Below are 15,194 nucleotides of genomic sequence, written 5' to 3'. Positions count from 1 at the left end.
TCGTTGTCGGCCCAGAAACGGCCGCTTAACTCAGTCGCCCACGTTGTCGACGATCGGAAGTCCGTTGAGCGTATCGGCGCTGTGCCTGCCGCGCCGTTGAGCGTCACGTTACGCCCAGCCGGGTTAGTCCCCATAGATCCCCATTGTGCAAATTCATTACAGTTCACAGGCTGTTCGTTTCAAGAATGGATGTTCGTCAATCGAACTCTTCGAGTGAGAAACCATAGGCGCCGCTGTGTACGGTGCACGCCGATCCCAGACCGGCGAATCGATCTCACCCGAGGCGCTCGTTGCACCTGCTCGAATGCGGATCGGGCAACATCTTCAACGCGACACCTGCTATCGGCGACCGGATTCCAGACTGCGCCGTCGTCCTCGCGTGGTCGGCGCTTCGGGTGTTGGGATCGTTCACAGGTTCTGACCGGACCCGGTAGCCCATGGGCCGCGCGGAGTGCACAAGCTCATCACAAGGAGACAAAGCGTGCGTCAGAGTGAGGCCGTCAACGTACAGACATTTATCAATGAACACCCGTTTTCGGGGTTCCAGTGGCTCGTCTTCGCGATGTGTTTCGTTATCGTCCTGCTCGACGGCTTCGATACTGCGGCGATAGGGTTCATTGCGCCGTCGCTAGTGACCGAGTGGGGCATCAGCAAGCCGGATCTCGCGCCCGTTTTGAGCGCGGCGCTGTTCGGCCTCGCTTGTGGTGCGCTGGTGTCGGGTCCGCTTTCCGACCGGATCGGACGACGTGTATTACTGCTTGGCTCCGTCACGCTGTTCGGCGTGGCGTGTTTCGCCTCGGCGTTTTCCGGCGACATCGGGCATTTGACCGTCCTGCGCTTTGTCACCGGTATCGGACTTGGCGCCGCCATGCCGAATGCGGTCACGCTGATGAGTGAATTCTGTCCCGACCGCCGCCGGGCGACGCTCATCAATCTGATGTTCTGCGGCTTCCCTCTTGGTGCGGCGTTTGGCGGCTTTCTTGCGGCCTGGCTGATTCCGCACTTCGGCTGGCGCAGCGTGCTGCTGCTCGGCGGCACCACGCCGCTACTGTTGGCTGTGTTGCTGCTGATCGCGATGCCCGAGTCGGTGCGCTATCTGGTGGCGAAGCAACACGCGGTCGAACGGATCCGTGCGACGCTGGGCCGGATCTCCAGCGCGGCCCACGAGGCCGGTTCGTTCGTGATGACGGAGTTGGCGCCGGCAGTGGCGGGTAAGCAGGGCCTGCGGGTGGTGCTCTCGCGTCAGTACATAATCGGCTCCGTCATGCTGTGGCTTGCCTATTTCATGGGTCTGGTGATTTTCTATGCCTCCATCAACTGGATGCCGGTTCTGCTGAAAGAGGCGGGGCTCCCGCCGCAACGCGCCACTCTGATCTCGGCGCTGTTTCCGCTTGGCGGCGTGGGTGCCGTGCTGTGCGGCGTCCTGATGGACCGCTTCAACGCGAATCGTGTGATCGCGGTCTGCTATGCGCTGACGGCGATCAGCGTGTACTGCATCGGTCAGGCGGTGGGCAATGTCGGGTTGCTCGTGCTGGTGGTGTTCGTCGCCGGAGTGTTGATGAATACGGCGCAGTCGTCGTTGCCGGCGCTCGCGGCTACGTTCTATCCGACCCAAGGTCGCGGAACAGGTGTTGCATGGATGCTCGGCATTGGCCGGTTCGGCGGCATTGCCGGCTCTTTTCTGGTCGCGGAACTGACGCGTGAGCACTTCTCGTTCGAAGCGATCTTCGCGGTTGTCGCGGTGGCCGCTTTGATTTCGTGCGTCGCGTTGTTGGTCAAGCAGGCGGCTCATCCGGGTCACGGGACATCGAAACCATTGAAGGGCGAGTCGCTCGGACACTGAGCGACAGCTGCCGCAGCCCCATACTCCGTCGATCACATCATCATGACCTGGATGAATCCGGTATCAATCGGGGATCGCGACTGCCTGTTTGTGAGGGCGCATCGCCTAGCCACTGCAAGAATTCGCCCACATGCTGCGCCCACAGGTCGGGACGCGTCATGGTGAAATGGCCCGGCGACGATGGCGTGCCCTTCTGCACCGCGTACCTGCCTTGCTGGAGCGTCGGAACAAGTCTCTCGAGGACCTGCAGCGAGTCGGGATTGAACTCGTCGTCGGAGAAATTCAGGGCGAAGAGTTTGGCCTTGATCCTGGGAAGCGCTGGCTCGGGATCGTAGCTGAATGACGACTTGAGTGAATACAGGATGTCGTTCGGATCGACGTGCTCGGCCTGAAAGCGAGTGGTCGCGAGGAACTTGTCCGCCCCCGTGCCGTCGGGAATTTCCTGCTGCAGCGCGGGCGCGCTGTCGATCATCATCCGCAGTACCCTGAAACCTTCGATCCAGCCGCGCGGCGTTTGCGTGTAGTCCCCGTTCTTCCAGTCAGGATCGGAGCGGATCGCGTCGATCACCATACGCCGCCAGAGCAAATTGCGGCCCGAGACTGTAATCGGCAGTGAGACCACCGGCATCACGCCGTCCATCATGTCGGGATACATCTCGGCCCATTGCCATGCGTTCATGCCGCCCATCGACATACCCAGAATCGCATGCAGATGCCCGATGCCCAATGTTTCGGTCACCAGCTTGTGCTGGAGATCGACGATATCGCCGTAATCATAGTTCGGAAATTTCGCCTTCAGTCCGTCGCTAGGTTTGCTCGACTGGCCGTGGCCTACGTTGTCGGGAAAGATCAGATAGTAGCGGTTCGCGTCGAGCGGACGACCCGGGTCGAACAGCGCCTTCGTGTAAGTGGGGCTCAGCAGCGTGCGGCTGTCCGCGCCCGTCCAGTGCAAGACCAGGACGGCGTTGTCGATGACCCCCTGGGCATTGCGATGCGGCGTGCCGAGCGTTGCATAGTGAAGCTTCAACCGGGCCAGCGTCTCGCCGTCCCGGAATTTGTAATTGTCGAACCAGACATCGGCCTGAACGGCCGCCGGATTCACGCGCTGGTCCCACGGCGCAGCTCCACTGGCGGAAGCGGCGGACGGTGCATTGGACTGGGCCGATGCGATACCCGCGAACATGGGGCCGAACGCCAGCAAGCCAAACAGCGCGCTGGCTGCGGCACGGGTACGACGAGACTTCATGATGATTTCCTTGCTTGGTTGGGGAAGGCGTGTGAGCCTCGATTCGGCTCATGCCGTTACAGCGGCATGCTTACCTGGCGTTAGACAGACCTGGGCGGCGACGCAGCAGGTCGAACGCCATGATGTGGCTCGCCCCCGAAATTCCGACGCCATAGAACGGGATCAAGGCCATCGGCAGCGTTTGGATGCCGGACATGCGAGGATCGTTGAGCAGGAAGTAGGTCAACCCGGTACCAACTGCCACGACAAAATCGGCAAATCCGAACAGGTGGAAGACCAGATACCGGTTGCGCGTCTTCTTCGGCAGCAGCGTGACGCCGAGGGCCAGCAATCCTGCGATGAGGTCGCCCCATCCCGCGTTCCGCACGAAGGCCTCCGGCAGGAGGTCATGCGCCCCGTACCAGAAGAAGACCAGCGCGGCCGCGATGCGCCAGATGTGGAATGCTGTCAGCGTCCGCAACCCGATGGTCTCGATGTATGCGCGAAACCTTCTGGACAGTGCGTATACAACGACCGGCGCCACGATTCCCAAGGCGATGAGGCCCGCGAGCGACAGCGGGTAGACGGCACGATAGACGCCCGCTTCGGCGGCGGCGGCAACAGCCAGTCCCCAGACGATCAGTACTCCCAGAAAAACGCGCGGCCCGCTGCTCTTTCCGATTTCAACTATCTGATTCATTGTAAATATCCATTAGTTAAACTAAATTGTGGATCCGCTTCCAGCACCTTCTGGAGGCGATGCCGGAGTGTTACAGTTCGCCCTTTCTACCGTCTTCGGATAGCTTCAGAAGCGGCATCGACTTGAACAGGTTTTCCGGTTGCACACGCTCCCAGAGGCTTCCCTTACCTTGCTGCCGGCCGCGTTCGTCTTCACGACGGAGCCACTGTTCGACGGTCCGGATGCGGTTCGGATGGATTTCATCGAGCAGCGCGTAGTCACGCTGGATCACGCCGTGCTTCCAGATGTTCCAGAACCCGGTGAAATTGTCGCGGAAGCTCATCGTGCTCTTGTCGTTCGGATCCGCGTTGTATCCGGCAGGCAGGCTCGCGGCCATCTTGAGCGGGCCGTTCCAGTACGTGTCCAGATCCGTGTCGATATAGCGCGCCGGATGCCCGGTCACCTGCTGGAACGCTTCGGCTAGTTTGTGGTACTCGACCTGTTCGATCGCGACTTCGAGATCCATGCCGTTCGAGCGCTCGGGATGGTCGAACAGCCAGCGTGCGTAATAGCCGCAATCGTCCAATGCGACGTGGGGCACCGAGCCGTTGCCGAGTGGCACGCGCCAGGTCAGCACGCCGTTCTCCACGATCGGCATCATTGGCGTCATGGCCGAAATCGCCATCTCCATGTACGGCCCTGTGGTGAAAACGGCCGCGCCCATGCGGTCCCGGTTCGTCTGGTTCTGGAACAGGATCCATTCGCCTACGCGGCCTTTGCCATCATAGTGGCCGGCGCGGAAGCGGGAGTCGTAGCCGGCTTTCTTGAGTGCGTAGTCGAGGTTGCCGTACACGAAGAACTTGATGCCTTCTTCCAGCGCGATTTCGTAGCAACGGATCGCCCAATAGATCTCCGTTTTCTCGCCGGTGTTGAATCCGTCGAGATTGATGTATGCCCCGTCGCAACCACGGAAGCCTTCCCGAAGGACGGCTTCGTCGGCGAATGTGCCTTTCAGGATTGATACGTTGCCGAGTGCGAGCAACGCCTTGGCCCGCCGGGAATCTGGGTCCCGGCTCAAAGCCCGGACAGAATATTTGCCATCGGCGACGAGCGCGCTGATGACGGGCAGGCCCTGCGCGCCAGTGCCGCCAACGACGAAAATCCTGGAAGTGGCGTGGGAGGTCATGATCGATTCCTCAAGTTTGATTGGACGGGCATCGGAACCGGCAACACTCATCACCGGGCAGACCACTAACTCTTATAATAAGAGTTAGTGGTCTGCCCGGCAAGTACTTTTCCAGTTCTCGGGTCCATGACGAGGCCGCGGTGCCTCGTGGAATCGTTCTGCCTGATTACGGCCACTCTTATAATGAGACTTACCCGGCGACGATCGTCGGGCTACTAGGGACACAGTGCATGCGCTCGAAAGGTTTCGACGGAATGGTGTGCTCGATCGCTGGCGTGATGGCGGTGATCGGCGACCGATGGGGTTTATTGATCCTGCGCGATCTCGTCTTTGGCCTCAGCCGATATGACGAGTTTCGCCAGTCGTCGGGCATAACCAATGCGACGCTCAGCGATCGACTCAAGCACCTGGAGGCCAACGGTCTCGTCGAGCGCAGACGCTATCAGGTCAATCCGGATCGATTTGAATATCTGTTGACCCGCAAGGGTTGGCAGGTCGCCCCAGTGATGCCGGTACTCGCCGAGATAGGGGATCGCTTGGGGGTCTCCGGGGCGTCGGCGCCGCCGATGAAGTTTGTGAATCGGAATACCGGGGCTGAGGTGCGGTGGAGCTTTATCGATCAAAAGACAGGTGAGCAGCTCAGCGCCGCAGACGTGGCTATCAAGGAAGGCCCCGGGGCAGACGATCTGCTCCGCTGGCGTTTGTCGCAAGGTGAGCGCCGCCATCAGAAAGAATGATGAGGACAACGAGATCTCTCGCGATACGTAGAGCCTTTGTCGACTGATCTTCACATGAGTGCAGCCAGGTCCGCGCCAGTCAGAGACTAGGTGGCTCAACGGCAGTTACACCGGGGGGACCGGCCTTTACGACTGCGCGTTGCGCAAATGAGGTCCGAACGGTGGCTCGGGGGCGATCTGAGCCGAGCGTCGATGGACCGGGTTCGGCCACTTTCTGCCGTTGATCTGACTCGCGCAGCGGTCACTCAAACGGCTGCTCCATTCCGAAATCTGCCTGATCTGCAACGCACGGATGTCAGCGGAAATGAACGTTGGCGACTCATCGCGCGCTGCGCCTAGTTCATGGCTGCTTACGCGCGAAGCTGAGGGCCGGGTCGATCCCGGCACCGGCTCCACCTATGCACAGGCATTTACCGAAAACTCAGCTCCAAACCTTTCTGTCCCGCTCGCTGGTCAAAAAACAAGAGCGCACGCATTTCCCCCTATACTAAGCGGCGAGCGAGGACGTTCCGGAATAACTACTTACGCAATCGAGGGGACCTATGTCGACCGGCATTGACGAGATGGTCAGCCTTTTTATTGCGCTGAAGCCGCAGATAGTTAATGCGCTAGCCGGGTCCCCGAATGAGAGCGACACGCGCTTAAAAGTCTTGGACAGGGTCTTGTTCGAAGTCTTGGGTTGGCGATACGAGTCTGTTTTTACAGAACCACCCAGTCCTTCGGGCTATATCGACTATCTCCTCACTATAGGGGAACGGCGTGGTGCTATTGTGATCGAAGCCAAGCGATCAGGTTTTCTATCGGCAAATAGCGTCTCCAACCAATCTGCCGTACTTTCCCTTTCAGGCCCCGTACTTCAGCCACTGAAGGATGGCATCAGGCAAGCCTTATCGTACGCAACTGAGCAGGGGGCCCCAATCGCAGTTTTGACCGACGGCCGATGCTGGTTATTTTTTAAGGCGTCGAGGACCGATGGCCTTCCACCGCTGCAGGGGAAGGGAATCTTTTTCCCCTCTCTCGACGCAATCACCGATGACTTCCCTCGATTTGCGGAACTTTTGGCGCTTCCGTATGTACTTGAACGACGGCATTTGACCCATCTCAATGCAGCGGAAGGAATGACTATCGGCGACGCTGAAGAGCAATATTTCGTTTCGAATCCCTCAGAGGCCCATATGAGACCTCGCGATGCCTTGGCCAACGACGCATCCCTATTGTTCTCGCAGTTTTTTTCGCGGCTGTCGAATACGGGTGATAGGGAGATGATGAGAGCATGCTTTGTCGAAACACCAGAAAGCAAGCATGCAGACTTCGAGCTTCAGAAAATCGTTCAGAAGGTCTTGAACGGTATTTCTTCGATCGATACTGCCGAGGGTTCTGCCCTGCAAGTAGAGATAGAAAGAACGTTGGCATCGCATCAATCTCAAACAGTGTTGCTAGTTGGAAACAAGGGGTCCGGAAAATCGACTTTTATAGATCGGTTTTTTGATGAAATTTTGCCTTTAAGTATCAGGCAGCACTGCTCCACGGCAAGAGTCGACCTTGCTGAGTACTCCGGTCATCCATCGGGCGTCGTGGAATGGGCGATTCGTCGGCTAAGAGAGTTAATGGAACAACAGGTTTGCACAAACATCCCGCCGAGTTACGATGATTTGCAGGGCGTGTTTTGGAACGAATACGTCCGCTGGAGAGATGGCCCGAAAAAACCACTATACGAAACTAATAAAGATCAGTTCAAAATCGCCTTCGGCGACCACATGGAGACCCGTCGGGAGGAGCAACCCGAAGAGTATCTTCGGCTCCTGCTCCGCCGATCGGCGACTGGATTGTTGCGCTTACCTTGCATAGTTTTTGACAATACGGATCAGTTTTCTTCTGAAATACAGGATGCAATTTATCAGCTCGCCCATTCACTAGAAAGTGCCTCGGCGGTGTTTATTATAGTGCCGATAACGGACCGAACCGTGTGGCGATTAAGTAAGGCTGGGGCCCTTCAAAGTTACACTTCAAAGAGCTTCTATCTTCCAGTTCCAGAGGCGAAAGAGATATTGTCGAGACGCGTGCGCTTCGTCAAGGAAAAAATAAGCATAGAAAAGGCAAGCAATTCGTCTTATTTCTCGAAGAAGGGTTTTTCAGTAAGTATTGATGATTTATCAATGTTTGCAGACGCTGTCGAGCGAATTTTCGTTGAAAACGACCACATTTCTGGACTAATTGGTCGCCTTGGAAATTTTGACATTCGTCGTATGCTAAGGTTATCGGAACGAATTTTCGTCTCGCCTGAAATTAAAATCGATGACATCGTGAAATCTCACTATGGTGGTCCATCGATATCGTCCGATAAATATCGAACTCATCGTGCCTTAATCAAAGGGGAGTATGATCGATTTTCTGAAGCGGAGAACGAATACGTATGTAATTTATTTTTCACTGATCCACGCAAACCGGCATCTCCGCTGCTTGCACTTTACGTTTTATGGGTTTTGCGCCAACGCTCTGTGACTGTGCGCGTAGATCAGGTTGAAGCAAGGCATTGGTTAGTCTCAGAGCTTTGTGATTTTTTCGAGGGGTGTGGGGTCGCTATTGAGTCCGTGTTGACTGTGATAACCCGGCTCTTCGAGCGACGTCTTGTCGAGACCCTCGACCCGAACGTGAAAATACCTACCATATCAGACCGAATCGCGATAAAGGAAAGCGGAATCGCTCACATCGAATTAATGGGAACTTCGACGGTCTATATGGAACAGATGGCATTGACGACCGGGATAAATACTAGAATGATTCGCGACGAGTTGAAGCAAAAATCGCACAATTCAAATCCACAAAGTTTCATCGAAATACGGGACGTTTTTATAGCATATTTGCTCAAGGTTGATTCGATGAGGATGACTATTCCGCAGATCAGCCAGTATAAGCAATTGAATGAGGCGCGAGCGTTCGTTCGGGATATTCGAACACTTGATCGTCCCTCCGCCCGTGCTCACATAGAGACAAAACCCCATCGGACCGCTTCGGGTCGCTCAAAGCAATTTGGCGGCGGCAAGAAAATGCTTAGGAGCCACCGCCCTCGCTGAGAACAAAGTCACGCGCCTAAGATTCAGTTGCGCAGGCCGCTCGGGCCGATGAACTCAATGTCGGCCACCTCTGGAACAGTCACTGTCGGCGGCCTCTTAAGACAAATTCCAATTCCACCAGGCCCATTAGTGTTCAGCGGCTTACCCAAAGGTGTCCACACCATCGCCGTTGCCACCGAGTCACAATAGGTGCGCGTCCCGAACGGCTACAATACGCACGTACTGTTGGAGGAACAGCCACGCTGTGGCTCTGCGCAATCAATTAATAAGGAGCAGTTAGATGGGAGACTTGGTACGTGAACTAACAGTCGGCGCGGCTGGATCGGTGATAGGTGCCGCCGTCGTGTACTTTGCGTCATCTGCTGCGAGTATCGGAAAATCAGCTCGCAGAGAAGCCGCGGAAAAGCGAAAGTTAGAAATCGATCTGTGGAAGACACGAAAGATCCAGGTGCGCATGGAGATCACAAATAACTACCTCTTTGAAGTACTAAAGGCGTTTCTGTTTGGTTCCATCCTCACCATCATTCCGAGCATTGGCGCTATGGCGATCAGTCAATACAATGTAGGTGGCATCTATTTTGTTTTGGCAGGGCTCACTGCGATTGGATTGTTTTATTACTTCATTGGCCTAGGGCACGTCCTCCGCTATCTTGCTATACGTCGCAGTGACGAGGACTACCTGAAAAGCTATATATCTACTCGGCCAGACGTCTAACTGTGCCGCCAACCCAGCACCAAGAGGGTGCGCTTTTACTTGCTACGGCCGGCGAGAAAGTTACGGCTCCAGGCCCCTAATTAGCACATTAATGGCGCACGGCTGGAAACGTTTGCCGATCCAGTTCAAACGTGGTAATCGACAAACTGCGTAGACGACACGGCCCTGCAACTACATTGCAGGCAAGAGTTAGTTTCGTCTCAACACGAGAGTGGACGAACGGCCGTTGTACCTCGGAAAGCGGCCCGAAGGGTCGGGCTAGCCTGATGGACCGATTAGGGTTGCGTGCTGTCGATCGGGACCGAAGGCGATTCGGGCGGTCCATGCCGTTTGCATGAGACAGTAGCCGGCCAACATGAGACGGTCAGCGGATTGGCACTCCCGCCATTCGAATGTCGTTGACACTACCGAAAGCGACCGTTCAGCCGATCCGTTAAGTTTCGCGCTCAACTGCCGTTGTTACAAGCGAGAAGATCGATATCCCATATAACGCCGATGGAACGATCTGATACGCATAAGCCTAACTGCACATCCCATTTGAATAGTTGTGTTGCGCTGCTGATGCAGAACCCGGTAGCCAGTGCGGCTTTCACGGCAGTAATCGCAGGGGTAAAGTATCGCCGCGAAATCCAGTTGGCACAGGCGCGCTTGCAAAAGGTCACCTTGGCTCGGTTGGCAGCTTTGCCGGATTACAAGCGACAGTTCGCGGTGCGCGAGTGGTCGACGAGATCGTTCCGGCGCGTACCCTATTGAGGGACATGGGTTTGCTGGCTGCACTCAATACGTTGAACGGGGCGGTCAACTGGTAGTTCAGTTTATTGTTATTGCCTGCCAGTGACAATTCAGTCGCGGTGGACAGCTGGCAATGGCGCTGAGCAGCAATGTCCAGCGTAAGCGGCAGTTTCAGATGTCGTTCAAGCACGAAGAAAGGATTTATGGTTTCTATTCATGTGGATGGACGGGACAAAACCACCCAGATCAGCGACTGGGTGATTTGGTGCGACAAGTACAAAATCCTGCAACTGACATGCCGCTTCCCATCGCAAAAGAAATTCACGCGCCCGCTAAGTGATTGCCGAGTCGCTCCCATTCGTGAGCTGGGAGAGACGTTGATGACGAAGCGGAGTAGCACGATCGCTCAGCCCATCGAAAAGGCGACGATCTATGGCGAGCGGTATGCGGTCGTGCACTATCCGGGCGCGGCCAACCCGTACGTCCACAAACTGGACACTATCGAGTTCATCACGCCGACTGCGATGAAGGAAGCACCTGCCTTCCGCTATTTTGCTGCAGTAGCGAACGCCCGCGTTGATCACGCAGGTTCGGTGGATCAGCGGCAGATCGCTGCCAATGTCGTGAACCAATTAGAGAAACTGCCACCCCGTCCGGACACTGCCTTGAATGCTTATTGCACGGGACGGAACGGAACGCAGACGCCGGGCGGCAACCTGATCTATCCATTCGGAGTAAATGAAAGTCAGCTTGCGGCGGTCGAACGGGCTTTCAGCGCACAGATCAGCGTGATTGAAGGCCCGCCTGGAACCGGCAAGACGCAGACTATCCTCAACATCCTCGCCAATATCCTGCTACGCGGTAAAACGGTCGCGGTATTGTCCAACAACAATACCGCGGTGGAAAACGTATACGAGAAGCTGAAGAAATTCGGCCTGGACCACCTGGTCGCCAAGCTCGGTAGCCGAGAGAATCGTGAGGATTTCTTCAACAACTTGCCTTCCTGTCCATTGGACGAACCCGAGCCCGCACCGACCATGGACGAAATCCAGGCGATCCTTGCACGGTTGAAGCAGCATCTGCACGACCACAACACTGCAGCGCAATTGCAGGCCGAGATTGATGAGCTAACTATCGAGCGTCTCTATCTGCAGCAGTGGCAGAGCGAGAACGGGGTACAGGTTCTAGCGCCGCTCGACAAGTACGGGCTGTCCCCGAGCAAGACGGTGGACCTGATGGCCTACCTGTCCCATCTTGGGGAACAGCGCATCCGGTTCAAGGACCGGATCGAACTGCTGTTCAACTTCAAAATTTTCCGCGCCAAGCCTTTTGCAAAGGACGCGCGCCTGTCAATTTTCCATGCTCTGCAGATGCACTACTATGACAAGGCGCTGCAGAAGAAAAAAGTGGCCTTGCGAACTTGCCGCGAGTCGCTGGCGCGCGGTCATTTCACGGCCTCGCTGGAGGCATTGACGACGGGGTCGATGCGCTATCTGAAGCGCCACCTGCATGCGCAGGTCCCGACAACGCAGAGCTTCGATGCGAAGCAGTACCGCAACGATTTCGATGCGTTCATGCAGCGCTTCCCCATCGTTGGCAGCAGCACACACTCGATCATCAACTCGATCGCGCAGGGGGCGGCCATCGATTATGTCATCATCGATGAGGCCTCGCAGCAGGACATCGTGCCCGGCATCCTGGCGCTGGGATGCGCGAAGAACCTGATTGTTGTCGGTGACAGTCGGCAGTTGGCGCATATTCCAGTGGCGCTGGGCCTGCAAGCCCCAGCCGATGAGTACGATTGCGAGCGACACAGCCTGCTCGATTCGTGCATCGACGTATTCAAAAGCGCGTTGCCCAGGACATTGCTGAAAGAGCATTACCGCTGCCATCCCAGGATCATCCAGTTCTGCAATCAGCAGTTTTACGACAATGCGCTCGTACCGATGACACAGGACAACGGCGAAGCCCCCTTGCGGTTGCTGGTGACCGCCAAGGGCAACCACGCCCGAAAGAACACCAATCTTAGGGAATTGGACTCTTTGCTCAAGGTGCTCGAAGACGAGGGCGATGCTGTCGAGCTGGACGGCGAAGGCCGAGGCTTCATCGCTCCCTTCCGGGCGCAGATCACCCTTTCCGGCACGCACTTGCCGGCGGATTTCGCTAAGGACACCGTGCACAAGTTCCAGGGCAGAGAATGCGACGAGATTGTCTTCTCCACCGTATTGGACAAGAAGCAATACAACCTGGGCCGGCTGGATTTCGTCGATGACCCCCGTATGGTCAATGTGGCGGTATCGCGGGCCAAGCGTCGGTTTACTTTGGTAACGGGCGACGAGGTCTTCACCGCGAACAACGGCCACATCGCGGCCTTGATGCGCTATGTCGAGTATTACGCGCAGGACGATCAGATCGTACGTGCACCCGTGGTGTCCGCCTTCGACCTGCTATACAAGGAATACGATCAATCCTTGGCGCGACTCAATGCCAAGCTACGACTCGAGGATTCACGATACAAATCCGAGCAGATTGTGGCGCAGGTGCTCCGCGAGGCGCTATCCGACGCGTCGTGTCAGGCAATGACCTTCCACGCCCAGATTGAACTGGGCCAGGTCGCCTCATCGACTAACCCGGCCTTGACATCGCGGGAACTGGCATTCATGCGCAACCGTGCCAGTTGTGACTTCGTGCTGTATTTCAAGGTAGGCAAAACTCCGTTGGGGGTAATCGAAGTCGATGGCGGCTCCCATGACAGACCGGAACAAGTGGCGCGGGACGCCTTGAAGAACAGCATTCTGGAGAAGAGCGGTATTCCCATCCTGCGCCTGCGCACTGTCGAGAGTGGTATTGAGGAGAAAGTCGCGAGGTTTCTCGCCGCATGGGCACGTACGGCCGCTAACGAGGGACGTGAGGCGGCTAACGCATAAGTTTTTACATGGGCAACCATACGATAAGTGTGGCTTGCCAACTGTTGGCTAGCGTTTTGCTTGTTATGTTGGATTCCTGAATCGTCACCAAGTCTTTGAGACCCGCCTTCTGTAGTGCAGATGCTGATCTGATACGGCGGCGGGTTGCGGTCCTAAACCGGCCGCTCAATTTTCTGCAGTCAACGGACCGCTCGGGGTCGACCCGAGCCGAGCGTCGTCTGCCGCGTTGCTCCTCGCGCATTGCAATGCCGCTTCGCGCGAAGCGTGAAAAAGACAGAACCTTCAACCGTCTTCCTTTCGCCGGCACCTCGATGCTATTGCCATCGATAGAAACGATTTCACCGGCGCTTTTGTTTGCCCGTAGGAGAACGCAGTTGCACGTCGACGCATTGCGCGCGCAATGGAGGTCATCATGGCCGTCTTTCAGTGGACAGGAAGTGCGAGTACAGGCGATTTCTCGACAGCCGGAAACTGGCTGCCCGTAGCGGGTGCGCCGCCCGGACCCAACGACCTGGCGAAGATCGAAGGCGCTGCCGTGCCGATCACAGGAACGGGCAACCCGGAAATCCTGTACACATCAGGCACAGTCAAATTAGCGGGGCACTTCACGGAGACCTATGGCAGCCCCGTCAACGCACAGCAGTTAACCTTGCTGCCGGGTGCCGTGTTGACTACGCCGATGGTGCACTTCGTCGTGGGCATTGATTCCCCCCCGCCAATGATCGGCAATATGACGGTGGGTGAGGGCAGCGCTGTCGTGATCGCAGGAAGCCACACACCAAATAACTACGCGATCGAGATGTCCGAACTCGCTGGGTCGAACTCGAGCCTCGTGGTCGAGGGCGCTGGCGCCGTCGTCAATGGCGGCGATCTGCCGATGTCGGTGGGACAGGCCGGCCCCAGTTTGTTGACGATCAGGAACGGCGGCGTCGTGAGTGTCGGGAATGCGGATCCGCTCATCTACCCGTGGTGTCTGGTGATCGGCAATCACCCAGGGTCTAGCGGCACGGTCCAGGTTCAGCGCGCGTCGCTGCTTGGGCACGGCGAGATCATCGTAGGTCGCAATTCGACGGGCACGCTGAACGTGGACGAAGGTGGTCTGGTCGTCGCGGAGGATCTTGCGATCGGCTGGGAACCGACGAACCAGCAAAATTCCCCACCGACCGAGGGCATCGGCGCGGTGACGGTCAAAGGGCGGGACGCCCGACTGATCGTTGATAACCAGTTGGAAGTCCAGCACATGGGAACCGGCTCACTGACGGTCGCGGATCACGGCTTCGTGTCGGCGGGCGTCGGAATCATCGTGAATGGCACGCTATCGCTGGCGAATGGGGTGATCGATACGCTGGCGTTGGGCGTCAACACCGGCGCAACGCTGTCGGGCAACGGTACTGTGATCGCCGCGCAGGGCGTTGACAACAACGGCGGAGTGATCACGGCTGTCGGCAAACTTATCTTTGTCGGCGACGTCGACAATGCTTCCATCGCCCATGGCAGCTCAATGACGGTCGCCGCTGACAGCGAACTGCAGGTTTTCGGCGCATTGACCGATGACGGCACACTCTCGCTTCATGCCGACAGCGTGGCGTCGCTCGAAGCGGTGGCGTCCGGGCAGACCGTCTCGTTCGACGGCGCGCACGCCCGCCTCGTCCTGCGAAGTCCCGGCGAGTTCGCGGGCTCGATCAGTAACTTCGGGAAGACCCACAAAATTGTGCTGGAAGCCGACGTGACCAACGTCGCATTCGCTAACGGCGTGCTCACCGCGACGGGACCAGGCGGCCCCGTCGCGGAACTCCAGATGATAGGTTCTTACGAGCCTCCCAACTTCCTGTTGGCGACGGGCTTCCCTGGCGTGATTACGGTTTGACAGCAGGGCCGACAGACCGCCCGCTTCATTTATCGCATCAGTGCCCGTTCGATCGTCGTGGTCGCGGGCACGATGCGTTCTTTCGTCGGCGTTGCTTCGATTTCATGATTCCAGATTGATGCGCCATTGCAATTGTTTCAACGCGCGCCAGCCTCATACTGCTCATCGTTTACCGGCTCCATCCACTCGACGTTCTTGCACGTAGGAAT

Annotated in this window: 9 protein-coding genes; 6 read left to right on the top strand and 3 right to left on the bottom strand. The window is 57.0% G+C overall.

The window, feature by feature from the left end; genetic code table 11:
- The first annotated feature begins 481 nt into the window (after positions 1–481).
- A complete protein-coding gene (locus tag P3T20_RS22340) occupies positions 482–1,843 on the top strand; it encodes an MFS transporter (RefSeq protein ID WP_429287851.1) in 1,362 nt (453 codons plus the stop codon).
- 40 nt (positions 1,844–1,883) lie between these two features.
- Here the strand turns inward: P3T20_RS22340 and P3T20_RS22335 are convergent, their stop codons facing one another.
- The 3 genes from P3T20_RS22335 to P3T20_RS22325 all read right to left on the bottom strand — a co-directional run bounded on the left by P3T20_RS22335 (position 1,884) and on the right by P3T20_RS22325 (position 4,933).
- Complete coding sequence (locus P3T20_RS22335; RefSeq protein WP_429287850.1) at positions 1,884–3,089, bottom strand: alpha/beta fold hydrolase; 1,206 nt, start codon at positions 3,087–3,089, stop codon at positions 1,884–1,886.
- Between the two features lie 70 nt (positions 3,090–3,159).
- Positions 3,160–3,768: a hypothetical protein gene (locus tag P3T20_RS22330; RefSeq protein WP_429287849.1), complete on the bottom strand. Its 609-nt coding sequence runs from the start codon at positions 3,766–3,768 to the stop codon at positions 3,160–3,162.
- Positions 3,769–3,838: 70 nt separating this feature from the next.
- Complete coding sequence (locus P3T20_RS22325) at positions 3,839–4,933, bottom strand: NmrA family NAD(P)-binding protein (RefSeq protein ID WP_429287848.1); 1,095 nt, start codon at positions 4,931–4,933, stop codon at positions 3,839–3,841.
- 230 nt (positions 4,934–5,163) lie between these two features.
- Between P3T20_RS22325 and P3T20_RS22320 the strand changes: the two genes are divergently transcribed.
- From P3T20_RS22320 to P3T20_RS22300, 5 genes are all read left to right on the top strand, one after another.
- Positions 5,164–5,670, top strand: a complete 507-nt coding sequence (locus tag P3T20_RS22320; protein WP_429287847.1) for a winged helix-turn-helix transcriptional regulator — start codon at positions 5,164–5,166, stop codon at positions 5,668–5,670.
- Between the two features lie 542 nt (positions 5,671–6,212).
- Positions 6,213–8,744, top strand: coding sequence for an ATP-binding protein (locus P3T20_RS22315; RefSeq protein WP_429287846.1), 2,532 nt, complete (start codon positions 6,213–6,215; stop codon positions 8,742–8,744).
- 280 nt (positions 8,745–9,024) lie between these two features.
- Positions 9,025–9,459, top strand: coding sequence for a hypothetical protein (locus P3T20_RS22310; RefSeq protein ID WP_429287845.1), 435 nt, complete (start codon positions 9,025–9,027; stop codon positions 9,457–9,459).
- Positions 9,460–10,394: 935 nt separating this feature from the next.
- Positions 10,395–13,118: an AAA domain-containing protein gene (locus P3T20_RS22305; protein WP_429287844.1), complete on the top strand. Its 2,724-nt coding sequence runs from the start codon at positions 10,395–10,397 to the stop codon at positions 13,116–13,118.
- Between the two features lie 412 nt (positions 13,119–13,530).
- On the top strand, positions 13,531–14,985 hold the full coding sequence (locus P3T20_RS22300; protein WP_429287843.1) for a hypothetical protein: 1,455 nt from the start codon (positions 13,531–13,533) through the stop codon (positions 14,983–14,985).
- Positions 14,986–15,194 lie beyond the last annotated feature (209 nt).

Origin of the sequence: Paraburkholderia sp. GAS206C (genome assembly GCF_050435645.1) — a bacterium.
Lineage (GTDB): Bacteria > Pseudomonadota > Gammaproteobacteria > Burkholderiales > Burkholderiaceae > Paraburkholderia > Paraburkholderia phenazinium_B.
Note: the sequence above shows the minus strand (reverse complement) of the source record. Positions and strands in the feature narration are given on the sequence as shown.